The 23,187-nt window shown below is 72.8% G+C and carries 22 protein-coding genes; 11 read left to right on the top strand and 11 right to left on the bottom strand.

The features are described from left to right. Positions 1–89 precede the first annotated feature (89 nt). Genes AB0H84_RS35610 through AB0H84_RS35620 form a run of 3 tightly spaced genes read left to right on the top strand, consistent with a single transcriptional unit; the run spans position 90 to position 6,112 of the window. Entirely contained in the window at positions 90–3,284 is a 3,195-nt protein-coding gene (locus tag AB0H84_RS35610) for a BTAD domain-containing putative transcriptional regulator (RefSeq protein ID WP_357614349.1), read from the top strand. 35 nt (positions 3,285–3,319) lie between these two features. After that, positions 3,320–3,481, top strand: coding sequence for a hypothetical protein (locus AB0H84_RS35615; protein WP_357614352.1), 162 nt, complete (start codon positions 3,320–3,322; stop codon positions 3,479–3,481). 48 nt (positions 3,482–3,529) lie between these two features. Continuing rightward, positions 3,530–6,112, top strand: a complete 2,583-nt coding sequence (locus AB0H84_RS35620; RefSeq protein ID WP_357614355.1) for a LuxR C-terminal-related transcriptional regulator — start codon at positions 3,530–3,532, stop codon at positions 6,110–6,112. On the opposite strand, the gene AB0H84_RS35625 is transcribed toward AB0H84_RS35620, so the two are convergent. Further along, entirely contained in the window at positions 6,109–6,828 is a 720-nt protein-coding gene (locus tag AB0H84_RS35625) for a hypothetical protein (RefSeq protein WP_357614358.1), read from the bottom strand. The genes AB0H84_RS35620 and AB0H84_RS35625 overlap by 4 nt on opposite strands. Positions 6,829–6,922: 94 nt before the next feature. On the opposite strand from AB0H84_RS35625, the gene AB0H84_RS35630 reads away from it, so the two are divergent. Beyond that, positions 6,923–7,396 carry an SRPBCC domain-containing protein gene (locus AB0H84_RS35630; protein ID WP_357614361.1) on the top strand — a complete coding sequence of 158 codons (474 nt, stop codon included), beginning with the start codon at positions 6,923–6,925 and terminating at the stop codon, positions 7,394–7,396. A 15-nt stretch (positions 7,397–7,411) separates the two neighbouring features. On the opposite strand, the gene AB0H84_RS35635 is transcribed toward AB0H84_RS35630, so the two are convergent. Together AB0H84_RS35635 and AB0H84_RS35640 are read right to left on the bottom strand one after the other, a co-directional pair. Continuing rightward, on the bottom strand, positions 7,412–7,702 hold the full coding sequence (locus AB0H84_RS35635) for a hypothetical protein (protein WP_357614364.1): 291 nt from the start codon (positions 7,700–7,702) through the stop codon (positions 7,412–7,414). 57 nt (positions 7,703–7,759) lie between these two features. Continuing rightward, the gene (locus AB0H84_RS35640; RefSeq protein WP_357614367.1) at positions 7,760–8,383 is read right to left on the bottom strand and encodes an FAD-dependent monooxygenase; all 624 of its coding nucleotides are present in this window, start codon (positions 8,381–8,383) and stop codon (positions 7,760–7,762) included. Positions 8,384–8,470: 87 nt separating this feature from the next. On the opposite strand from AB0H84_RS35640, the gene AB0H84_RS35645 reads away from it, so the two are divergent. After that, positions 8,471–9,187 (top strand): TetR/AcrR family transcriptional regulator, encoded by a 717-nt coding sequence (locus AB0H84_RS35645; RefSeq protein WP_357614370.1) that lies wholly within the window; start codon positions 8,471–8,473, stop codon positions 9,185–9,187. Between the two features lie 62 nt (positions 9,188–9,249). On the opposite strand, the gene AB0H84_RS35650 is transcribed toward AB0H84_RS35645, so the two are convergent. Beyond that, positions 9,250–10,581: an aminotransferase class I/II-fold pyridoxal phosphate-dependent enzyme gene (locus AB0H84_RS35650; RefSeq protein WP_357614373.1), complete on the bottom strand. Its 1,332-nt coding sequence runs from the start codon at positions 10,579–10,581 to the stop codon at positions 9,250–9,252. 34 nt (positions 10,582–10,615) lie between these two features. On the opposite strand from AB0H84_RS35650, the gene AB0H84_RS35655 reads away from it, so the two are divergent. From AB0H84_RS35655 to AB0H84_RS35670, 4 genes are all read left to right on the top strand, one after another. Continuing rightward, positions 10,616–11,236 (top strand): FMN-binding negative transcriptional regulator, encoded by a 621-nt coding sequence (locus AB0H84_RS35655; protein ID WP_357614376.1) that lies wholly within the window; start codon positions 10,616–10,618, stop codon positions 11,234–11,236. A gap of 96 nt (positions 11,237–11,332) precedes the next feature. Then, a complete protein-coding gene (locus AB0H84_RS35660; protein ID WP_357614378.1) occupies positions 11,333–11,788 on the top strand; it encodes a transcriptional regulator in 456 nt (151 codons plus the stop codon). A gap of 71 nt (positions 11,789–11,859) precedes the next feature. Further along, positions 11,860–12,750 (top strand): ABC transporter ATP-binding protein, encoded by an 891-nt coding sequence (locus AB0H84_RS35665; protein ID WP_357614381.1) that lies wholly within the window; start codon positions 11,860–11,862, stop codon positions 12,748–12,750. After that, entirely contained in the window at positions 12,747–14,321 is a 1,575-nt protein-coding gene (locus AB0H84_RS35670; RefSeq protein ID WP_357614383.1) for a polyketide antibiotic transporter, read from the top strand. The genes AB0H84_RS35665 and AB0H84_RS35670 overlap by 4 nt, the downstream gene beginning before the upstream one ends. 269 nt (positions 14,322–14,590) lie before the next feature. On the opposite strand, the gene AB0H84_RS35675 is transcribed toward AB0H84_RS35670, so the two are convergent. From AB0H84_RS35675 to AB0H84_RS35700, 6 genes are all read right to left on the bottom strand, one after another. Beyond that, entirely contained in the window at positions 14,591–15,316 is a 726-nt protein-coding gene (locus AB0H84_RS35675; protein ID WP_357614386.1) for a hypothetical protein, read from the bottom strand. Between the two features lie 62 nt (positions 15,317–15,378). Beyond that, positions 15,379–16,743, bottom strand: coding sequence for an SUKH-4 family immunity protein (locus AB0H84_RS35680; protein WP_357614389.1), 1,365 nt, complete (start codon positions 16,741–16,743; stop codon positions 15,379–15,381). Between the two features lie 41 nt (positions 16,744–16,784). After that, positions 16,785–17,267, bottom strand: coding sequence for a GNAT family N-acetyltransferase (locus tag AB0H84_RS35685; protein ID WP_357614392.1), 483 nt, complete (start codon positions 17,265–17,267; stop codon positions 16,785–16,787). Between the two features lie 20 nt (positions 17,268–17,287). Beyond that, positions 17,288–18,913: a hypothetical protein gene (locus tag AB0H84_RS35690; protein WP_357614395.1), complete on the bottom strand. Its 1,626-nt coding sequence runs from the start codon at positions 18,911–18,913 to the stop codon at positions 17,288–17,290. Continuing rightward, positions 18,910–19,803, bottom strand: coding sequence for an ABC transporter ATP-binding protein (locus AB0H84_RS35695; RefSeq protein WP_357614398.1), 894 nt, complete (start codon positions 19,801–19,803; stop codon positions 18,910–18,912). Before AB0H84_RS35695 ends, AB0H84_RS35690 begins: the two co-directional genes overlap by 4 nt. 23 nt (positions 19,804–19,826) lie before the next feature. After that, positions 19,827–20,645, bottom strand: coding sequence for an oxidoreductase (locus tag AB0H84_RS35700; protein WP_357614401.1), 819 nt, complete (start codon positions 20,643–20,645; stop codon positions 19,827–19,829). A gap of 204 nt (positions 20,646–20,849) precedes the next feature. Between AB0H84_RS35700 and AB0H84_RS35705 the strand changes: the two genes are divergently transcribed. Next, a complete protein-coding gene (locus AB0H84_RS35705) occupies positions 20,850–21,599 on the top strand; it encodes a helix-turn-helix domain-containing protein (RefSeq protein WP_357614404.1) in 750 nt (249 codons plus the stop codon). On the opposite strand, the gene AB0H84_RS35710 is transcribed toward AB0H84_RS35705, so the two are convergent. Further along, positions 21,577–22,173 (bottom strand): TetR/AcrR family transcriptional regulator, encoded by a 597-nt coding sequence (locus AB0H84_RS35710; RefSeq protein ID WP_357614407.1) that lies wholly within the window; start codon positions 22,171–22,173, stop codon positions 21,577–21,579. The two genes, AB0H84_RS35705 and AB0H84_RS35710, sit on opposite strands and share 23 nt — an antisense overlap. A 44-nt stretch (positions 22,174–22,217) precedes the next feature. Between AB0H84_RS35710 and AB0H84_RS35715 the strand changes: the two genes are divergently transcribed. Then, the gene (locus tag AB0H84_RS35715) at positions 22,218–23,150 is read left to right on the top strand and encodes an RNA polymerase sigma-70 factor (RefSeq protein ID WP_357614409.1); all 933 of its coding nucleotides are present in this window, start codon (positions 22,218–22,220) and stop codon (positions 23,148–23,150) included. The last annotated feature ends 37 nt before the right edge of the window (positions 23,151–23,187 follow it).

The raw sequence follows: 23,187 nt of genomic DNA on the forward strand, positions 1-23,187 counted from the left end.
GACCATAGTGCGCCCGCCGGCTTGTTACCGGGAGGTGGCACTTTTCGAACTATGGAGTCACTGGCGACCCCCCGGCGTAGCATGCGGAGGTGGACCGAGGGTGGGTGCGACCCCGTCCCGCCCTCGACCGGCGGCTCGACGGGGCGCTTACGTACAGGCTCACCTCGCTCGTCGCAACTACAGGCTACGGGAAGTCGACCGCTCTGGCGGGCTGGAGTCAGGCCGTCGGCGCCGTGCTCCACCGGCTCGGGCCCGCCGACCGCGACCTGCCCACGCTGGCCGGGGCGGTCGCATCGGCCCTGTCGGAGAAGGTGCCCGGCCTGCCCGCCGACCTGGTGACCGCCGCGGGGGCCCCGCTCGGTCCCGACGCCGACGAACTCGCCAGGGCGTCCGCGCTGGCGGGCGCTCTGGCCGAGGCGCTGGCCAGGCGGCTGCGGCGCGGGCTCGCCCTGGTCCTTGACGACGTCGACGCCATCGCCGGCGCGCCGGGCTCCGTCCGTTACGTGGAGACGCTGGTCCGCGCCGCCCCCAGACACCTGCACCTGGTCACCGCGTCGCGGACGCCGCTGCCGTTCCCGACTGCCCGGCTGCGCCAGGACCACGAGGTGCTCGACCTGGACGCGACGGACCTCGCGCTCACCCCGGACGAGACCGCCACCTGGGCCCGCGACCGGCTGGGCGAGCAGGGCGCGGCCGTCGCCGCCACGCTGCACGACGCCTGCGGCGGCTGGCCGGCCGCCGTGCGGGCCGCGCTCGACACGCTGGCCCGCGAGGACCCCGCAGGCTGGCCCCGTACGGCCGCCGGTCTGGCCGCGAACTCCGCCACGCTCGAACGCCTCACGCTCGCCGCGTTCAGGGACCTGCCGCCGGCCATGCGCGAGCTGCTGCGTGCCGCCACCGTCCTGCCCGTGCTGACCGCCGAGCTGGCCGCCGCGCTCGGCGCGCCGCCCGACACGCTCGACTCGTTGACCAGCCGCGGCCTCTTCCTCGAAGCCGGCCAGGACGGCCACCGCCTGACCTCGACCAGCAGGCACGTGCTGACCAAGCACGCCCCGCTGGACCGGAACGAGGCCCACGACGTGGCGGCGGTCGCGGCCCGCTGGTACGTCGAGCGCGACCGGCCCGAGCTGGCCCTGCGCGCGGCCGTCGCCACCGAGCATCCGGGCCTGGCGGCCGCGCTCCTCGACTCGTACGGCCTGCGCCTGGCCGAACGCGGGGACGTGCTCGCGGCGCTCGAGCTGCTGCCCGAGGCCGCCAGGCACGCGCCTCCCATGGTCAAGCTGGCCGGCGTCGCCGAACAGAACCGCGGCCACTGGACCCGCGCCCGCGAGCTGCTCGCCCAGGCCGCCGAGGGGCCGGCGTTCGACGCGTCCGTGGCCAGGCGGCTCGGCTTCATCGACCACCGGCGCGGCGAGTACGACGCGGCGCTCGCCATGTACCACAGGGGCCACGAGTACGGCTTCCCGCCGGCCGACGCCGCCACGTGCGCGGCCTCCGCCGCCTCCGTGCTCTGGCTGAAAGGCGATCGGGCAGGCTGCGCCGAGCTCGCCGACAAGGCGATGGAGCAGGCCGCCGCCTTAGGTGACCCCGGCGCCCTGGCGGAGGCGAACACGGTGCTGGCCATGCTCGCCTCCCTCGACGGCGACCGCCGCGCCAACGACGCCCACTACCTGCGCGCCCTGGAGTACGCCGAACGCGCGGGCGACATCGTCCAGCTCATCCGCATCCACGCCAACCGTGCCTCCCGCTATCTTGACGAGGGTTCGTACGCCGAGGCCCTGGCCGAGACGGAGCAGGCGGGCAGGCTGGCGGGCCTGGTGTCGTTCACGCCCTTCGCCGCGCTCAGCGCCGCAAACCGGGCCAAGGCGCTGATCGGGCTCGGCCGCCTGGAGGAGGCCGCCACCGAGGCCGCCGCGGCGGTGGCCGGGTGGGAGACGATCGGCTCCAGGCTGGTCACGTACGGACTGCTCCGGCTGGCCGAGGTCCAGGCGCTGCGCGGCGAGCGCGGGGCGGCGATCGCGATCTACCGCCGGATCGTCGCCGAGGCGCCGCCCGGCGACGTTCAGGTGGTGTCCAACGCGCTCAACGCGCTGGCCGAGCTCCTCGCCGACGACGATCCCGAAGAGGCCGCCCGCGTGGCCGAGCAGGCCCTCCGGCACACCGAGGGCATCGCCGGGGTGACCGCCAGGGTCGCGGCCGCCCGCGCGGCGCTGGCGGGCGGGCGGCCCGACGCCGCCAGGGCGCTGCTCGACGAGGCCGAACCCGTCGCGGTCAGCCGCAGGGATCACGCCGCGGAGGCCGCCGTCGCCGAGCTGCGGGCCGAGCTGGACGGCGACGACCGGCTGGCCGACGAGGCGGTGCGCAGGTGGAGCATGCTGGGCGACCCGATCGGGCAGGCCAGGGCCGAGCTGGTCAGGGCCGCTCTGACCGACCCGGCGACCGGCGGCGGGGTGGCCGCGAGGGTGCGCGAGCGCATGCACGCGATCGGCTGCCGGGTGCTCGACCACCGGATCGACGCGCTGATCGCGCGGGCCGCTCCCGCGCCGGGCGCGCGGGTGGTCGTGGAGACCATGGGAACGTTCCGGGTGCTGCGCGGCGGCGTGCCGGTCCCCCGTACGGCCTGGCAGTCACGCAAGGCCCGTGACCTGCTGAAGATCCTCGTCAGCCGCAGGGGGAGCGGGACCGCCAGGGAGCGGCTGGTCGAGATCCTCTGGCCGGACCAGGAGGGCGAGGCGGTCGGGCTGCGGCGGCTGAACGTCATGGTCTCCACGCTGCGCGCGGTGCTGGACCCGGCGCGCGAGAGGCCGGCGGACGAGATCGTGGTCTCGGATGAGGGCACGTTACGGCTGGACCTGTCGAACGTCGACGTCGATGTCGAGATATTTCTGGATCTGGTGGCTGAGGCCGTACGGCTCGACCAGGCCGGGCGTACGGCCGAGGCGCTGGAGCGGTGGGCGGCGGCCGAGAGCGCGTACGGTGGGGAGTTTTGCGAGGAGGACCCGTACGCGGACTGGGCCGTGGGACTGCGCGAGCAGGCCCGGCTGGCGTACACGCAGGCGGCGGCCAGGCTCGCCACGGCGCGCGCGGAGGAGCGGCGCTACGACGAGGCCGCGCGCTACTGGCTGCGCCTCCTGGAGCGGGACCGTTACGACGAGCGCGCCCACCTCGGCCTGGTGCGCGTGCTCGACCGGGCGGGCCGCCGCGGCGACGCGCGCCGGCGCTACCACCTCTATGCGGAACGCATGCGTGAGCTGGAGGTCGAGCCCGCCCCGTACCCCGCCTGAACCAGACCTGAACCGGGCGGCGAGATGGTTTTCAGATGAGAACGGTCATCGTCCGGCTGGTCGAGCCCGAGCAATCCGGCGGCCAGCTCCGCGGGCTGCTCGAAGAGGTGGGGGGCGAGGCGGTGCCGTTCGTCGGCGCGGACGCGCTCATGGAGCTGCTGAATGCCGCCGCCGGGTTGAAGCGGGATCTGGCCTGAACCTTCCCCAAACCTCCGTCACCACCATGGGTGTCGAGAGGAGGCGCGATGAGCGAGCAGGGGAGCGGTTGGCCGTTCGTCGGGCGAGGGGGGCCGCTGGCGGCCGTGCGTAAGGCGGTGCGGTCAGGAGCCGGCGTGATGATCGCCGGCGCGGCCGGGGTCGGTAAGAGCAGGCTGGCGGTGGAGGCGCTGGCCGATATGCCGGGGTACGCGGTGGTGCGGGCGCTGGGCACGGAGACCGCGTCGATGATCCCGTTCGGCGCGTTCGCGCACGTGCTGACGGGGCCGCCGCAGGGTGACGAGAACCTGCTGCACTGGGCGGCCCGCCACCTGCGCGAGCGCGCGGGGCGGAGCGAGCTGCTGGTGAGCGTGGACGACGCGCACCGGCTGGACCCGGCCTCGGCGGCGCTGGTGCACTACCTGGTGGAGAGCGGCACGGCACGCGTCGTGGTGACCGTCCGTTCCGGCGAGCCGCAGCCGGCCCCCGTGGCCGCGCTGTGGAAGGACGAGCTGCTCGACAGGATCGAGCTGCCGCCGCTGACCGGGGACGAGGTCGGGCAGGTGCTCGCGGGCGCGCTCGGCGGCGAGGTGGCCGCGGAGACCGTACGCCATCTCGCGCGGGTCAGCGAGGGCAACGTGCTCTACCTGCGCGAGGTCGTGCAGGCGGGGCTGGGCAGTGGCTGCCTGGCCGAACGGGACGGCCAGTGGCGCTGGCGGGGCGAGCTGTCGATGACGACCCGGCTGCGCGAGCTGGTGGGCGAGCGGATCGGCCATCTCGACGAGGAAGAGCGCGAGGTGCTGGAGCTGGTGGCGTTCGGGGAGCCGCTGGGCACGGAGCTGCTGGCGTCGCTGACCTCGTTCCGGGCGGTCGAGCGGGTCGAGGACCGCGGCCTGATCGTCGCGGTGGACGACGGCAGGCGCGAGCAGCTGCGGCTCGGCCACCCTCTCTACGGCGAGGTGGTACGCGGCGGCTGCGGCACGTTGCGGACGCGGCGGCGGCTGCGCATGCTGGCCGACGCGCTGGAGGCCAGCGGGCTGCGGCGGCGCGAGGACGAGCTGCGGGCGGCCGTGTGGCGGCTGGACAGCGGTTCGGCCACCGCCCCGGAGACGCTGGCCTCGGCCGCCCGGCTGGCCTGGGGCAGGCAGGACCCCCGGCTGGCCGAACGCCTGGCGCGGGCCGCGATCGATGCGGGGGCGGGCGTGGCCGCGGTCGCGCTGCTCGGCGAGGTGCTCATGGTGCTGGGCGACGCGGACTCGGCGCTGGCGACGCTGCGGCAGGCGGCACGCGACGCGGTCACCGAGCCCGATCGTGCCCAGCACGCCTTCAGCCTGGGGATCAATCTGGCGTGGGCGGGCGCGGACGCCGAGGCGTGCGAGGTGCTCGACGCGGCCGCGCGCACGCTGGCCGAGCCTGCCTGGCTCCAGGAGGCCCACGTGTACCGGGCCGTGGCCGACTGTTTCGCCGGCCGGCTGACCGGGGCGGCGCGGTCGCTGGCGCGATCCCGTACGTTCGGGCCGATGACGGTGCGCGCCGAGGCGCACGCGGCGTCCATGGAGGCGTGGGTCGCGGCGTACTCGGGGCGTGCCGAGCAGGCCCTGGCCATCGCCGATCGGACGCTGGGCGGGCTGGAGAGCTGGCGGGACGAGGCGCCGCACGCGCTGCCGAGCTTCCTGGACGCGCTCTGTGCCGCGCAGGCGTTCTCCGGGCGGCTGGAGGCGGCGGCCAGGAGCGCGGCGAAGGGGATGGCGCTGCCTGCGGCGGAGCTGTCGGTGTCGGGGTTCGCGGCCTACCGGGCGATGGTCGCCCGGTTGCGCGGCGATGTCGCGGGCGCGCTGCGCTGGTGCGGGGACGACCTGGCCAGGATGCCCGCTCGGGAGCCGTACCTGGGGCGGGTGCTGGCCGAGCAGGCGCACGCGCTGGCGCTGCTGGGCCGGACGGCCCAGGCTCGGGAGGTGCTGGCGGAGGCGTCGGCGGCGGCGTCCAGGTGGGCGTTCACCCGGCAGCACGCGATGCAGGCCGCGGTGTGGGTGGCCGCGGCGGACGGCGACCTGGACGGGGCGGTACGGCTCTGCCTGGACGCCGCGGATCACGCGGAACGGCACGAGCTGTACGGGAGCCTGATGTTCGCGCTGCACGACCTGGTGCGGCTGGGAGCTCCGGCGGCGGACCGGCTGGCCTCGTCGGCGGAGCGGGTTGACGGGCCCTTGGCCGCTCTCCTGGCCAGGCACGCGCGGGCCGTCGGCGACCCGGCCTCGCTGCGGGCGGTGGCCGCGGAGTTCGAGCGGTCGGGGATGCTGCTGTACGCGGCCGAGGCCACGGCGCAGGAGGCGGCGGCCTGCCTCGACGAGGGCCGCGCCACCCTGGCCAGGGGCGCGCGGACCAGGGCGTGGGCGCTGGCCAAGCGCTGTCCGGGCGTGACGACCCCGGCGCTGGTGGAGCTGGCCACGCCCGAGCTCACGCCACGCCAGCGGGAGATCCTGCAGCTCGCGGCGGCCGGCCTGACGAACCGGCAGATCGCCGACCGGCTGACGCTGTCCACGCGCACGGCGGCCAATCACCTGCAGGCGGCGTACGACAAGCTGGGCGTGAACGACCGCACGCAGGTGGGCCGGCTCCTGGCCTCGCTTTAGATGAGCTTGAGCAGGCCGTCGTACAGGGTCTGCCGCTCGTCCTCGGAGAGGATCTCGTACGGCGCGGCGGCCCGCAGGTTGGTCGCCGCCTCGATCCGGGCACGGACGGGCCCGTCCCGCAGGCCGACGATCTCGGCCGCGGACAGGCCCTCCGCCTGCCAGGCCGCGGCATGCGTGTCGGCGCGGTGGTACCGGAGCACGGCGAGCCGGTTGAACAGCAGCACACCGGGGGCGGCTCCGGCGGGCTCGTAGGGCGGCGCCATCAGCGCCAGGGCGCCTCCTGGCACGCGTTCGGCATGATCAAGGACGCGGCCCGCGAGCCCGGCCAGCGCGGGAAGGTCGCGCCCGGCCCAGATCCGCTCGGCCACGGCGCCGTGCACCTCGTACAGGCGCCGGATGAACTCCAGTCCCGCCGTCGTCGCCCGCAGCGTCCCGTCGCCGTCATCGGCCAGGGTGCCCTCGCGGAGGTGCTCCTGGATGCCGGACTCGCGCCCGTCGGCGTCCCCGTACCGGTAGATCGTGCCGAGGTCGGTCCGGGTCAGAGAGCGGAGCGGCAGAGTGAACCGCAGGTCGTTCAGCAATCCCGGGCTTACGCCGGAGGTCTCGGACAGCTCGGTGACCGCCCTGCGAGCCGAGGCATGCACGTTGACGTGGGCCGCGTCGATGACGGGCGCGATCGCCGCCGCATATTCCGACAATTCCCGAATTTTCGGCATCGGCTGTCATCGTACAGATCCCCCTTCCGCCGAACGGCTGAAGCGGCGGGCTTGGGGCGGGGCGTGCCAGCGATTCGCCGGTAATGTCGGCCACATGTACTCGACACGGGTCTCTCAGTACGTGAACGCGCCGCGTTCAGACGTCTACCAGGCGCTCGTGGACGCGGACGCGATCGCGAAATGGCGGGTGCCGGCGGGTATGAGCAGCCAGGTCCACGAGTTCGACGCTCGCGAAGGCGGCTCGTTCCGGGTCTCGCTCACCTACGACGCGCCGGGACCGGCCGGCAAGTCGGGATCGCACACCGACACGTACCACGGCCACTTCGCGGAGCTCGTTCCGGACGAGCGGGTCGTCGAGGTGTTCGAGTTCGAGACGGCGGATCCCGCGCTGGGCGGGACCATGACGATGACGACGACGCTCACCGACGCCGGCGAGGGCACCGAGGTCGTCATCGTGCACGACGGGATCCCCGACGTGGTGCCCGCCGCCGACAACGAGACGGGCACCCGGATGGCACTGGCGAACCTGGCCGCACTCGTCGAGGCCCCCACCGGAACCGCAAGGTGAACGCCGCCGGATGACTCACCGCTTGGACGTCGTCGCCTTGGGCGACGAGGTGGCGGTAGGCGAGGCCGTGGCGGACGAGGTAGGGGCGGGCGAGGTGGGAGTGATCGAGACGGTCGCGGCCGGCGAGGCCTTGTTCGGCGTGTCGACGGAGGTGAGCACCAGCCCACCGGTCACGGCGGCCACCACCGTCACGACGGCGGCGGAGCCGTACCCGAGCCTTCGTCTCAGACGCCTGCGGCGCTCCTGCCGCACCGCTTCTTCGCGCCGCAGGGCGGCGCGCCTACGCTTCACCTTCCGCTGTGACATGGGCACCTCCCGGAATCTCCTCGGGCGTCACCATAAAAGGAAGGGCATAACACCGATCTAAGATCCGCGAGCCGGGATCAGGCGGCGGCGACGATGGTGGAGGCCGTCGACGGCCGGGGCGCGGAAGATGAAGGCGGCCAGGGCGCGGCCACGGACCGGGTGGATGGCGACCATGCGGCCGGGAGAGTTGTGGATGACCAGCTCGCTCTGCCGCTCGGCCGGGCCGTCCAGCGGCATGGTGGCGACGTAGAGGCCCATGTGGCGGACGAAGGCGCTCTCGGGGCCGAAGGCCAGGCGGCGCGTCATCGAGTGCAGCCCGTCGGCGCCGATCACCAGGTCGAACCGGCGGGGCGCGGCCTTGTCGAAGGTGACCTCGACGCCGGTCCCGTCCTGGCGGAGGGCGGTCATGGTGTCGCCGAACAGGTACTCGACCGAGTCGCGGCCGGCCTCGTACAGGATGGCCGCCAGGTCGGTGCGCGTCACCTCGACCTCGCGGCTGCCGCCGGCCCGCTGCATGGCCCGGGTGTTGACGCCGCCCACCCGCCGGCCCGCGTCGTCGACGAAGGCCATGCCGGTCGCGGTGGTGGCGGCGGCGCGCAGCCTGCCCAGCACCCCCATGCGCTCGGCCACCTCGACGGCCAGGCCGCGCACGTCGACCGGGCTGCCGCTGGAGCGCGACACTCGTGCTGCTCTCGTCTGGTGACGGCCATCAACTTATGACTGAATATGAAAATTCGTCAACTACTTATTATGTGCCATAATGACGGCGTGAGCGAACGACTCCGGGACCCGCGCCAGCGGGCCGAACGCGCGAAGCGGATCCTCGACGTGGCCGCCGACCTGCTCCTGCTCCACGGCTACCGGCGGGTGACGATCGACGACGTGGCCGCCCGGGCCGGCATCGGCAAGGGGACCGTCTACCTGCACTGGAAGACGCGCGAGCAGTTGTTCGGGGCCGTTCTCACGCGCGAGGTCGGCTCGGCGATCGATCAGGCACGGCAGGTGCTGGCGGACGACCCGCAGGCGTGCCGGCTGCACCGCTTCGCCCGCGCCTACTTCCTGGCCATCACCTCCAGGCCGCTGCTGCTGGGCTTCCTCCTCGCCGACGCCGAGCTGCTGGGCAAGCTCACCGGCTCCCCCGAGCGCGAGGAGCGGCACGCCAAGATGGCGCGCGGCTACCTGGAGCTGCTCGCCGAGCACGGGCTGCTCCGCGACGACCTGGACCTGGACCAGCTCGGCTACGCCTACCAGGCGACCTTCGAGGGTTTCCTGCGGGCGGAGGGCGGCGCCCCTGAGGACGGGCGCGAGCAGCGGGCCGACCTGCTCGCCGGCACGGTGTCGCGGGCGTTCGAGAGCGAGGCGACCCCCTCAGACGCCGCGCTGCGCGACCTCGCCGCCGCCGTCACCGCCCTGCTGGGTGATGTGGTGGACGCCGACCGCACCGAGGCCGGCATCCCGATCCCTGCCCCGTCAGGCGACGCCTGAGGCCATGCCGGTCAGCCGTACGGGCCGCCGCCTGAACCCGGGCGACGCCTGAGGCCACGTCGTCAGCCGTACGGGCCGCCGCGCGGGCCTGGGCGGACGGCCTCGGCGAGGGCGTCGGCGAGCTGGTCCACCTCGTCGGCCCGCAGGAGCGCGACGGTGACGCGGAGCGCGGGTGGGGTGCCGATGCGGTTGCGCGCGCCGGGCGCGGCCGCCCAGCCGCGGGCCAGCAGGCGGGTGATCGCGGTGGCCTCGTCCGCGACGGGGATCCACACGTTGAGCCCGCTGCGCCCGTGCGCGCGGATGCCGCGGCCGGCGAGCGCCGTCACCAGGCCGTCCCGGCGCCGCGCGTACGAGGCCGCCACCGCCGCCGTGTCCACCGCACCCGTCTTCCAGAGGTACGCGACGGCACGCTGCAGCAGATGGCTGACCCAGCCCGCGGCGAGCCGCTGGCGGCCGCGCAGGCGGTTGAGCGTGACCGGGTCGCCGGTGATCAGGGCGACGCGGAGATCGGGGCCGAACGCCTTGGCCGTCGAGCGCGTGACCACCCAGCGCTGCGTGGCGCCCGCCAGCGGGTGCAACGGGAGGTCCACGAAGCCGGAGCCGTGGTCGTCCTCGACGAGCAGCACGTCCGGGTGGGCCGAGAGCAGCTCGCGCAGGGCATGGGCGCGTTCGCCTGAGACGGCGGCGCCGGTCGGGTTCTGGGCGCGGGCCGTGATCACCACGGCGCGGACGCCCGTGCGCAGGGCCCGGCCGAGCTCCGCGGGCAAGGGACCCTCGTCGTCGAGGCGCATCGGCACGGGACGCAACCCCATGATGGCGACCAGGTCGAGCAGGGCCGTCCAGCCCGGATCCTCCACGGCCACCGGGTCGCCGGGGCGCAGGTAGGTGGCCAGCACGCGTTCGACCGCGTCGAGGGTGCCCGAGGTGACGGCCACCGGCGCGGCCGGGATGCCGTCCGCGCGCATGCGCTCCCCGGCCAGGGCGAGCAGTTCCTCGTCGTCGCCCGTGCCGTACATGGCGGGCCGCTCCTCGTGCGCGCGGGCCGCGGCGGCGAGGGCGTCGCCCAGCGGCGGCAGGAGGGCGGGGTCGGGGTTGCCCTTGGACAGGTCGCGCACGCCCGGGGGCACCTCGATGCGGATCTCCTCCCGGAACGTGCTGGCCGGGCGCGGCCTGACCCGGGTGCCCCGCCGCCCGGCGGTCTCGATGACGCCTCGCTCGCGCAGCAACCGGTACGCGGCCGCCGCCGTACCGGGGCTGACCCCGGCACCGGCGGCCACCTCACGCACCGGGGGAAGCATCGCGCCTGGTGGCAGCCGCCCCTCGGACACGGCGAGCTCGACCCCTGCCGCTATCTCGCTGGCCGTCCCACCGCTGATCAGGTATTTTTCTGGCACAAAATCCATTATGTACTAATACAAAGAGGTACGGGTGCTCATTCATCCTTGGGACGCGGCGCGCGACACCGACGAATGGCGGGCCTGGCTGCGTACACGCGACTTCGGCCAGCTCGCCGCCAACGGCGTGGACGGTGGACCGCCGGTCGTGGTGCCGACGCATTTCCTGTTCGACGGCGACCAGGAGGTGGTGCTCCACCTGGCCAGGCCCAACCCGATCTGGGCGGCGCTGGAGGCCAACCCGGTGACGGTGGTGAGCGTGCACGACGACTACGCCTACATCCCCTCCACCTGGCGCTCCGACTCTCCCGACGACGGCGTGCCGACCAGCTACTACGCCTCGGTGCAGCTCACCTGCCGGGCGCGGATCGTGGACGACGGGGAGGGCAAGGCCGACATCCTCCGCCGCCAGCTGGCCCACCACCAGCCCGACGGGGGGTACGGCGAGATGGCCGCGGACGCGGGGCCGTACCGCAAGATGCTCTCGGCGATCCGGGGGCTACGGCTGGAGGTGGTGGACGTGCGGGCCAAGTTCAAGTACGACGACCATCGGCCGGTCGAGTTCCGCGAGCGGATCAGGGACGGGCTCGCCGGCCGGGGCCTGCCCGGGGACGAGGGAGCGGAGGCGCAGCTCGTCAGGCGAATGACCCGGTGAGGCGAGACCGCTGGCGGGAGCGCCGCTCTTGCGATGCCAGTTATTTCAGTCTATTCTGAAATTACTGGCTAAAAGGCTGAACGTTAGGATGACGGCATGACGGCGCAGGACGGCCCCGACCGCGAGCAGGTGCTCGCGTGGGTCGAGCGGGTGGCGGCGTTCGTCTCCCAGGAGTGGGGACTCGCCCCGATCACCGGCCGCGTCCTGGGCTGGCTCATGGCCTGCGACCCGCCGGAGCAGACCGCGAGCGACATCGCCGAGGCCATCGGCGCGAGCCGCGCGTCGCTGACGACGAACATGCACCTCCTGACGTCCGTCAAGCTGATCCGGCGCTTCCGCAAGCCCGGGGAGCGGAACGTCTACTACCAGATAGAGGACGACGCCTGGTCCAAGGTCATCCGGCAGAAGCTCGCCGCGTTCACCGCGTTCGACGAGCTGGCGGCGGAGGGCCTGCGGCTCGGCTGGACCGACGAGGCGCAGGCCAGGCGCATCGAGTCGGCCCGGGAGGCCATCGCCTCTCTCGCCAAGGTCCTCGACCAGGCCTCCGGCTGACACCCTGAGCGGACGCGGCGGGCCTCTGCGCCACGCCGCGACCCCGCCATGCCTTCTCACAAGGAATCCCCATGGACGACTTGATCTCGGTCGCCGCACTCACGAAGTCGTACGGCGCGACCCGCGCACTCGACGGGCTCGACCTGTCCGTACGTGCCGGCGAGGTGCACGGCTTCCTCGGCCCGAACGGCGCGGGAAAATCCACGACCATCCGCATCCTCCTGGGCCTGATCCGGGCCACCTCCGGCACGGTCAGGCTGCTCGGCGGCGATCCGTGGCGGCAGGCCACCGAGCTGCACCGGCGCCTGGCGTACGTGCCGGGCGACGTGACCCTGTGGCCCACGCTCACCGGAGGCGAGGTGATCGACCTGCTCGGGCGCGCCAGAGGCGGGCTCGACCAGCGGCGCCGCGCCGAGCTGATGGACCGGTTCGAGCTCGACCCGCGTAAGAGGAGCCGCACGTACTCCAAGGGCAACCGCCAGAAGGTCGCGCTGGTCGCCGCGCTCTCCTCACGGGCCGAGCTGCTCATCCTCGACGAGCCGACCTCGGGCCTCGACCCGCTGATGGAGGCGGCCTTCACCACGAGCGTGGCGGAGGAGAAGCGGGCGGGCCGCACGGTGCTGCTCTCCAGCCACCTGCTCTCCGAGGTCGAGGCCCTGTGCGACCGGGTCACCATCGTCCGCTCGGGGCGCGCCGTGGAGTCGGGCACCCTCTCCGACCTGCGCCACCTCACCCGGACCTCGATCACCGCCGACCTGGCGGGCCGTCCCGGCTCTCTCGGCGACCTCCCGGGCGTGCACAACGTGCTGGTCGAGAACGGCCGCCTCACCTGCCAGGCCGACCCGGACGCGCTCGACGGGCTGCTCGCCCGGCTGTCTGCCATCGGCGTGCGCGGCCTGACCTGCAGGCCGCCGAGCCTGGAAGAGCTGTTCCTGCGGCACTACCAGGAGGCCGCGCGATGACGCTGCTGCTCAAGCTGGCGATGCGCGGGGAACGCGTGCGCTCGGCCGCCTGGATCCTCACCGTCGTCATGCTCGGCGCCGGCCTGGTCTCCTACATCCAGGGCTATTTCACCACCCCGGAGGCGCTGCGCGCGTACGCGCGGGTGATCTCCACCAACCCGATCTTCCTCGGCCTCGGCGGACCCGTGACCGAGCCCTCCGTCGGCGCGATGGCGGCCTGGCGGAGCGGCGGGCTGCTCTTCCTGCTGACCGCCTGGATGGCGTTGACCATCGTCATCAGGCACACCAGGGCGGAGGAGGAGTCAGGGCAGCAGGAGCTGATGCTGTCCGGCGCGATCCACCGTGCCGCGCCGCTCACCGCGGCCCTCGTCATCGCCGCCGTCACCGCGCTGCTCGCCGGGTCGCTCACCTCGGCCGTGCTCATCGCCGTCGGCATGGAGGCCGCCGGGTCGCTCGCGTACGGGGCCGCGATCACGGCGGCGGGCTGGGTCTTCGCCGCGGTGGGCGCGGTGGTCGCGCAGCTCGTGCGGACGGCGCGGTCCGCGACCACGCTCGGGCTGCTCGTGCTGGGCGGGTCCTACGTGCTGCGCTATGCCGGTGACGCCTCCGGCGTGAGCTTGCTGACGTGGGTGTCGCCGCTCGGCTGGAGCCACCTGGTGCGGCCGTACGCGGCGGACCGGTGGTGGGTGCTGATCGTGTCGCTGGTGGCGACCGGTCTCCTGCTGGTGCTCGCGTACGGGCTGTCCGCGCGTCGCGACCTCGACTCCGGCCTGCTCCCCGTACGCCCGGGACCTGCCACGGGGCCGTGCCTGAAGGGGCCGTTCAGCCTGGCCTGGCGGTTGCAGCGCGGCCTGCTGGCGAAGTGGGCCGCGGGCGTGACGGCGGCCGCGGCGCTCTTCGCCGGCCTCAGCGGCGTCGCGCCCCGCCTCGCGCAGCAGCCCGGTCGGGTGCTGGAGGCGTTCCTCCAGCGGTACGGAGGGCCGTCGGGCGATCCGGTGGACGCGTACCTGTGGATCATCGTGCTCCTGCTGGCGTACACGGTCGCGCTCTATCCCGTGCTCGCCACGCTCAGGCTGCACCAGGAGGAGCACTCCGGCCACGCCGAGGCCCTGCTGTCCACCGCGGTGGGCCGGCTCCGGTGGGCGGCGGCGCACCTGGTCCTGGGCGCCCTCGGCACGGCGGCGCTGCTGGCGCTCGGCGGGTTCGTCACCGGGCTGGTCCACACGCTCTCCATGGACGAGCCCGCGGTGGGCCGGATGCTGCTCGCGGCGCTCGAGCACGTCCCGGCGGCCTGGCTCGTCGGGGCGTGCGCCGCCTTCGCCGTAGCGGTGCTGCCGCGGGTGTCGGTGGCGCTCTCGTGGGCGGTCTGGGGTGTGGTGGTCGTGGTCGGCGACCTGCTGGGGCCGCTGATCGGGCTGTGGGGATGGAGCCGGATCGAGCCGTTCCACTACACGCCGAACACGGTGTCGGGGGAGCCGTTCAGCGGCACGCCACCCGCCGTGATCCTGGCGCTGACCGCGCTGCTCACCACCGCGGCACTGATCCGCCTGCGCAACCGGGACCTGGGCTGACCCGACGTCATCGGCCGGGGTTCAGCGCAGGCCACCGCCCGCCGGCGGTCGCGGACTCCACAACTGTGGATAACCGGGCCGCCCTGTGGATAACTTCACCCGCACGCGGCCCGCATCCGCGTCGCCCGACGCCCGGTCGCCGATGGCCCAACGAGGCTCCAACCCCGGCAGATGCCGTAAAAACCGGGCCTGACGGACTCCCGGCATCACCCGGGAACGCTCCGTGCACTGATCCCCAAACCGGCACCCACAGCCTGTGGACGAAGACGTCACCAGTGCCAGTACGAGCGGGCCTCCGCCAGCCAGTCCTTGGGGAAATACTGCTGGATCTTGAACGCCATGCCGAGTCCGCGGGCGATGTACTGGTCACGCTCCAGCTTCCTGGTGATCGGCTTGCCCGGCTCGCCTTGGTTGTCCCACCAGGATTCCCACTGCTTGACGCAGGTCTGCCCACCGAGATACCGGTTGGAGCAGGGCGCGGGCGGCGACCAGATCTGGGTGTGGCCGAAGTCGACGACCTTGCCCGACGACTGCTCGGTGATCGTCCCCCACGCCTTCAGGCAGTAGCCCTGCGCGGGGATGTCCCACTTCACGTAGTGCTGCTGTCCGGAGGTGGCGAACGTACGGAGGTTGCCGCACTTCGCGTCGCCGATCTGCTCCTGGGTGACCCTGACCGTGTAGTAGGTGCCGTTGCCCCGCCACCCGTCCAGCATCAGCCAGCCACTGTCGTGGACGAACTTCTCCGCGTAATCCGGCGGCCATGCCTTCGGGTCGCCCCAGCTGATCTCCGATGTCGTGGACGACAGCGGCTTCCACGCCCACTGCCCGCCCGCCTGCCCGTCGGCCCAGTACTGCCCGGCACTGCGCTCCGCGAACAGGGAGTACTGGCCGTAGTTCTCCGCCGCGCGGGCCGGGCCGGTCATCCCCGCGAGAGCCGTGATCATCGCCGTCCCGGCGACGAGGACATGTCTGGTCCCTACCTTCTGGATCTTCACCGGCAGCACGGTATCGAGCCCGACACGGGAGTCGAGCTCAAATCCACAATCTTCGAAATGTCCTATTCCGGCTTCGGGGCGGGGCGGAGGAGGAACGCGACCCCGTCGTGCGGCGGGGTCTCCACCACGAGTCCGGTGCCGGCCAGCGCTTCAGCGATCAGGTCCCGGTCGCCGGCCCATTGCAGCGCCAGCTCGTCCACCAGGTCGCCGTAGGCGTCGAAGCAGGACGTGTGCGACTGGGTGGTCCAGAAGACGGCCTTGGGCTCCTCGCCGTCCGGGGTCGCCTCGTGGACCTGCTCCCAGGCTCCCGAGGCGGTCGGCCAGAGGTCCGGCTCGGCGACGTAGCCGCGCACCGCGAGCCGGTCGAATGCCCGTACGATCCGGCACAGGTCGGACGAGCGGTCGCCGGCCAGGCAGGTCACGACGCCCTCCTCCCGCTTGTTCAGGCCGTGGACCGCGGCGAAGAGCGCGTCCATCGCGGCGTCGGCCTGCCTGCCCAGCTCCTCGGCGTCCAGATCCAGCAGCGCGTCGTAGTCCTCGCGGTCCGCCTGCCCGGGGACGGAGACCACCAGGCCCTCCCGGGCGAACGACGCCTGGATGTTGGAGGACAGCCCGCCCCGCCACGCGATGGGCACGTCCCTGACCAGCGCGCCGTCGGGGGCGAAGTAGCCGTCCAGGTCGTCGGCCGGGCTCAGCAGGCCGCTGGTCTCGGTGTCGGAGGCGAAGAGTTTGGCGTTGACGATCTGCCAGCCCTCGTGCTCCAGTCGGCTGAGAGCCTGGTCGAAACGGTCTCGCTGCGACCGCTGCGGGGAGGCCGCTTGGAGCGCGTCCGCCAGCGTGTCGGCGACCTCCGCGCGGCGCTGTTCGAGGAACGCCCGCGTCTCGGCGATGTGGCTCCGGCTCATCAAGGTGTCCATCACCATGGACCACCAGGCCTCGGCCTCGCTGAACGCATCCGGATCCAGCTCCTTCAGCGAGAGCCACAGGTCCTCCGTGTAGCTCTGACCGGCCTCCGGAGAGTCGCCGTTCAGAGCCTGCTGGCGCAGCCTGAGCCGGTAGAGGAACTCGACGAACTGCTCCAGGGAGCTGTTGACCTTCTCCGCCTGCGGCTCCTCGTCCATCGAGAGCAGCCCGACGACGCCGTTCCGGATGTCGAGGAAGTAGCGCATGCCCGAGTCGCCGGAGGTCCCGCCGAGCGTGAGGACGTTGACATCGCCGTGGCTAGTCCTGAAGACGACCAGGGAGCCCACCCGGGGTTCGGCGGCGATGAAGGTGGTGAAGGCCAGATCCGACCGTACCGGCAGCCCGACCTCGGACAGGATCCGCGCGTCCGCCTCCGACAGGCCCTGCTCCCGGCACCGCTCCGCGTCCATCAGCAGCAGGCCCTCGGCACCGAACGCTTCGACCATCTCTTCGTGCGTGACCACGATGCAGCACCTTGTCGTCGAGGACGTCAACTCAGGAGCCCCTAAGCGTAGGGGATCTTGAGCTCCCAGCGGACCTCCCCGTCATGCCACCGGTCGGTGGGGCGCAGGCCGGCGGCGGTGGCCACCGCGGCCGAGGCCGCGTGGTCAGGGTGGATGTGCGCGACGACCGTGCCGATCCCCTCGTCCGCGAGGTGGATGACCAGAGCCTTGGCGGCCGCGGTGGCCAGCCCGCGGCCCTGCCAGGGCGTCCCGATCACCCAGGCGATCTCGGCGGTGCCGCCCTCGATCGTCGCCTGCACGTACCCGACCAGGCGCTCCTCCTCCCGCCACCGGAGCACCCAGTTGCGCCAGCCGGGCGGGCCGGCGGCCAGCCGCTCGTAGCGGGCGCGCAGCTCCTCCTCGGTGAGCGGGGCCCCGCCGGTGAACGTGTGCAGGCCGGGGTCGGAGAGCACGACGGCCATCTCGCCGGCGTGCTCCGGGCGCAACGGGAGGAGGACGAGCACAGGGGTCTCAATACGGTCCACCTGGCCACGATATTCACGAACTAGCCCGTGACGAGATCGCGGCGGCGCAGGCCGTACAGACCGAGGGTCGCCAGCACGGCGGCGAGTACGGTCAGCACCACCGTGGCGACAGGGGCGAAGGAGCCCAGCGGGTGCCAGGGGATGTGGGACAGCACCGACGTGTTCGTCAGCCATCCCGGGAGGCCCAGGTTGGGCGCCAGGATCTGGATGAACCCGCTGTACACGAGCACGGCCCAGGCCACGCTCATGGCCCGCGGGGCGAGCCCGAGCAGCGCGGCGGGGAGGGCGAGCAGCACCAGCGCCTCCGGGACGCGGAGCAGGCTCGCTCGGGTGACCTCGCCCACGAAGCCGGGATCGCCGGTCGACAGGGCGGCGCCGGCGCCGAGCGCGGCGCCGTACACCGCCAGTAGTGCGGCCACGGCGAGCGCGGTGACCAGCAGGGACGACCAGTACCACGTCGATCTGCCGGTCGGCCCGGCCAGGACGGGAGCGACACGGCCGCGTACCTCCTCCGTCCGGAGCCGGATGACCGCGAGGACCGCGAAGACGCCGGTGTAGAGGGAGCCGGTGAACACCATGAGGCTGATCCAGGCTCGCCCGAAGTCCGCGTCGGCGGAGAAGATGGGGAGATCGGTCTGCTCCATCCCGCCGGTCATGGCCCCCAGGACGAGGCCGATGGCGAGGAACGCGGCTCCCCACCCGACGATGGACCCCTGCTGGAGTCGCAGCGCGAGCGCGAACGGCGAGCGCAGCCAGGAAGGCGCCGAGGCCGGGCCGGGGCGCGGGGTCACCAGGGAGGCGCCGAGATCCCTCCGGCTCGCCAGGGAGTACGCGCCCGCGATCAGCAGCCCGGCGAGCACAGCGGAGAGGCCGAGCGGCCACCAGCGCTCGCCGGCCAGCACCCGGGTCTGCTGTGACCAGCCGATCGGGGAGAGCCAGAACAGCGGACCGCCCTCCTGACCCTGCATCGCTCCCGCGCCGCGGAGCAGCCACGCCGCGACGAGCACGATGCCCGCGAGGCCGCCGGCCCCTCTGGTGAGCTCGGTGACCTGGGCGGTGACCGCGGTGACCCCCGCGAACACCAGCCCGGCCGCGGCGAGCGAGGCACCGAAGAGCAGCCCGCTGCCGACGGGGAACCCGATGCTGATCGTCGCGGCGGCGGTGAGGAGCGCGAGCACGGCGTTGCCGATCAGGGAGACGATCAGCGCGGCCGCGAGCTGGGCCTGCCGGCCCACGGCGGCCGCCCGGATGAGTTCGGCCCGGCCTGTCTGCTCCTCCGCACGGGTGTGCCGGGTGACGAGCAACATGTTCATGATCGCGGCGGCCAGCAGGAACTCGACCCAGTAGGCGGCGAGGAAGTAGCTCCGCGTGGTGACGTCGCCGAAGAGCGGCCCGGCGAGCACCCGCATGAACGAGGCCCGGATCATCTGCGAGGCGTTCGCCAAGGCCTCCGGCGTCGGGACGACCGCCGACACGGCCGCGTAGTAGAAGCGTGGGACGAGGGCCGTGATGGCGATCAGCCAGATGGGCAGCTTGATCCGGTCGCGGCGCAGCGCCAGCCGTACCATGGCGACGGTGCCGGTCAACTGGCCGCTCTCCGCTCTCGATCCGGTACGGCTGCGCGCCGGGGTGAGCGTGGCGGTCATGCCGCCTCCTTGCGCTCGTAGTGCCGGAGCATGAGCTCCTCGAGCGTCGGCGGATGGCTGACCAGCGAGGTGATGCCGAACCTGGTGAGGTGCCTGATGGCGGCGTCGAGGTGTTCGGCGTCCACGCCGAACCGCACGCTCGCGCCCTCGACCTTCGCGTCGTGGATGCCGGGCAGCCGCTCGAGGCCGGTGACCGGGGTGGCGGTGTCGGCCGCGACCGTCGTCCGGGTCAGGTGCCGCAGCTGCGCCAGCGTCCCCGACTCCACGGCCTTTCCGTCCCGGATGATGGTGATCCGGTCGGCGAGGGTTTCGACCTCGGAGAGTATGTGGCTGGAGAGCAGGATCGTCCGGCCGGCGGCTTTCGCCTCGCCGACGACCTGCTGGAACACCGCCTCCATGAGCGGGTCCAGCCCGCTCGTGGGCTCGTCGAGGATGAGCAGCTCCACGTCGGCGGAGAGGGCGGCGACAAGCGCGACCTTCTGGCGGTTTCCCTTGGAGTACGTCCGCGCCTTCTTCCTCGGGTCGAGCTCGAACCGCTCGATCAGCTCGTTCCTGCGCCTGCCGTCGAGCCCGCCGCGCAGCCGGCCGAGCACGTCGATGGCCTCGCCTCCGGTGAGGTTGGGCCAGAGCTCGACGTCACCCGGCACGTACGCCAGCCGCCGGTGCAGCGCGACGGCGTCGGCCCAGGGGTCGCCGCCCAGCAACCTGGCGCTGCCGGAGGTGGCCCGTACCATGCCGAGCAGGACGCGGATGGTGGTGCTCTTTCCCGCCCCGTTCGGGCCGAGGAAGCCGTGCACCTCTCCGGTGTTCACGGTGAGGTCGAGCCCGTCGAGGGCGCGTGCCGGCCCGTACGCCTTGACGAGCCCGGAAACGGCGATGGCAGAGGTCATGGGTTGCTCCGAATCGCTGGTGCTCATGCGAGGCCGGCGATCCGGGCGTCGAACTCGCGGTCGGAAAGGGACCTGCTGAGCTGCAGGAGGGCTTCGGCCTGCCAGCCGACGACGTAGCGGGTCTCCGGCAGGTCCGACTCGACCGCCTGCCGGATCACCCTCGCGACCACGCCGGGGTCCGAGGCCGGGCCGCCCTCCATCGGCGTCTCGGCGGCGCGGGCCATGGCCTCGGCCATCTGCCCGTACGGCCCGTCCCCGGAGATCTCCCGCAGTTGCCGTGCGGTCCCGGCCTCGAAGTCGGTCCTGATGATGCCGGGCTGGATGACGACGACGTCGATGCCGAACTGCCTGGTCTCCCTGCGCAGCGTGTCGGAGAACGCCTCAAGGGCGTGCTTGGAGGCGTAGTACCAGGCGCCGAGCGGAAAGGCGAGCTCGCCGCCGATCGACGACACGTTGACGATCGTGCCGGATCCCTGCCGGCGCATCTGCGGCAGGACGAGCTGGATCAGCCGGGCCGGCGCGAACAGGTTGACCTCGAACTCGTCCCGCGCCATCGCCAGCGGCGTGTCCTCGACGGCGCCGTGCAGGACGGCTCCCGCGTTGTTCACCAGGACGTCGATCCGCTGGTGCTCGTCCAGGATGGTACGGACGACCCGCTGGAGGGCATCCTCCTTGGTCACGTCCATCGGGAGGGCATGACCTCCCGCTTCGCGTATCGCCCCCATCATGTGGACCCGCCGCGCCGCGCCGTACACGATGTGTCCTGCGTGCAGGAGCTCGAGTGCGGTGGCGTGGCCGATGCCGGATGAGGCGCCGGTTACGAGGCAGGTCTTGGCAGCCATGTCAGGGGTCTCCTAGAGAACGGCGATCGTTCACGCACCGGGAAAGTTACGGATGCGTTCGCGATTTCAGCAAGGCGTGAACCGCGTCGTCGCAGCTCAGAACGGAGTAACTGGCGCAATGACAGTGTGGGCAAATGCAACAGGCGGGTAGCGATGAGGTACGCCTGAAGGCATACTTGTGCCTCCCGCGACCAGGGAGGGCGCATGCCGCGAGGCCACCTGACGTACGAGGACCGCCGCAGGATCGCCGAAGGGCTGGCGGGGAAGCTCGCCTACGCGGAGATCGCCCGCCGTCTGGGGCGGCCGAGGTCGACCGTCGGCCGTGAGATCGCCCGCAACGGCGGCCCGCACGGCTACCACGCGGCCCGTGCGCAGCAGGCGGCCGAATGGCGCGCCCGCCGCCGGCCGAGCCCGCCGTCGATCACTCCCGCGAGCGCGGATGCCGACGGGCGTGACCCCCAGGCGGTACGAGAACTCGAGGAGCGACTCACTGCCAGGTTCGGGGGGATACCGACGATGGCGGCCAGGGTGATGGCCTGCCTGTTCGTCAGCGATACCGGCACCATGACCGTCGCCGAGCTGACCGAGCGGCTGGGTGTGAGCCCCGCGTCGATCTCCAAGGGCGTCGGCTGGCTGGAGCAGGTGGGACTCGTCAAACGCGAGCGCGACCGCCGGCGTGAGCGGTACACCATCGACACCGACGTCTGGTATCGGGCCTGGTTGGTGGGCATGCGGTCGATGACGCTGTGGGCCGACACCGTCCGGGACGGCGTGGACGTCCTGGGCGCCCACACCCCGGCCGGCATCCGGCTCCGGACGGCCAGCCGGTTCTTCGACCTCATCAGCTCGGACATGGCCCAGGCGGCGGAGCACTACCGGCGGACGTTCTCCGGCGCCGGGGCGCCTGATGCTGCTCGCCAGGGTTCCGGGCTCAGCCTTCCGCAGGCCCCTTGAGGGGGAAGAGCAGGCGATCCACGAGCGTGTCGACGTAGTCGGGCGTGAGGGGGCCCGCTCCGAACAGGACGCGGATGTACACGGGGGCCAGGAGGTGGTCGAGCACCTCCAGGACGTCGGGCGGTTGTTCGCCTCGTGCACGGGCCCGGTCGAGCATGGTCTGGAGCTGGCGGGAGCGCTCGGCGAGGAACGCGTCGCGCGCCCGCATGCCGTCCTGCCCTGCCGTGGACAGCGCGATGACCAGGCGGAGCACGGCCGGCCCGTCGGGCCCGGTGACGTCGCGGGCCACGTTGGCGGCGTAGGCGCGCAGGTCGCCCTCCAGGCTTCCGGTGTCGGGGATCGGGGACGTGATGGTCAGCCAGGTGATCGCCACGTCCATGGTCAGCGCTTCGAGGGTGCCCCAGCGGCGGTAGATGCTCGTGTCGGCCACGCCGGCGCGGTTCGCGACCTCGCCGACGGTGAAATTGCCGTACCCGCGCTCGGCCACGAGGTCGGTGACGGCCTGGTGCACCGCCGCGCGGACGCGGGCGCTGCGGCCTCCCGGCCGCCGGGTCGGCTCTCGGTCGGTCTCCATCCCCCTACCTTAACGCAGTGCGTGCTTGCGTTTGTGGCCCGCGCGTGAGAACGTGGAAGGAGGGGGACGACGACGTGGCGGATGCCGAGCCGGCGAACGTATCCGGCGCACCAGAAGAGCTCGAGCAGGCAGCCGCGGTCTTCGCGGACGTGAGACCGCGCCTGTTCGGCATCGCCTACCGAGTGCTGGGCAGCGCCACCGAGGCCGAGGACGTGGTTCAGGACGTCTGGCTGCGCTGGCAGAGCTATGACCGTGACACGGTGGACAGCCCGGCCGCGTTCCTGGCGACGGTGACCACACGATTGGCCATCAACGCGGGCCAGACCGCACGTGTACGCCGCGAGACCTACATCGGCCCCTGGCTGCCCGAGCCGGTCGACACCAGCGCCGACCCCCACCTCGGCGCCGAGCGGGGCGAGGCTCTGGAGTTCGCGGTCCTGCTGCTCCTGGAACGGCTCTCGGCCACCGAACGGGCGGCGTACGTGCTGCGCGAGGCGTTCGACTACCCCTACCAGCAGATCGCCGACATCCTCCAGGCCAACGAGGCGGCCGTACGCCAGCTGGTCAGCAGGGCCCGCAAGCGCGTGCTCACCGGACGTCGCACGCCGGTGAGCAGAGCCGAACAGCGCAGGCTGCTGGCGGCCTTCGTCACCGCCGCCCGCTCCGGTGACCTGACCGCGCTGGAAGAGCTCTTCGCCGCGGACGTGACCAGCTACTCCGACGGCGGCGGCGCCGTGCGCGCCTCCCGGTTCCCCGTGGTGGGCGCGTCGCGGGTGGCCAAGTACGTCAGGGCGTTCGCGAGCCGCTTCTGGGCCGGAGTCGACGTGCGGTACGCGAGCACGAACGGGCAGGCCTCCGCCCTGCTGAGCCGCGACGGACAGGTGTTCGCGGTCCTCACCGTCAACGCCTCGGAGCAGGGCATCGACCAGGTGCTGTGGATGATGAACCCGGACAAGATCACCGCTGTGTCCCTGTGACACCGCGCCGGTGGCCGGGTTCGGAGCCGACCGCGGT

Source organism: Nonomuraea sp. NPDC050786, assembly GCF_040654115.1.
In the GTDB taxonomy this organism is placed as follows: domain Bacteria; phylum Actinomycetota; class Actinomycetes; order Streptosporangiales; family Streptosporangiaceae; genus Nonomuraea.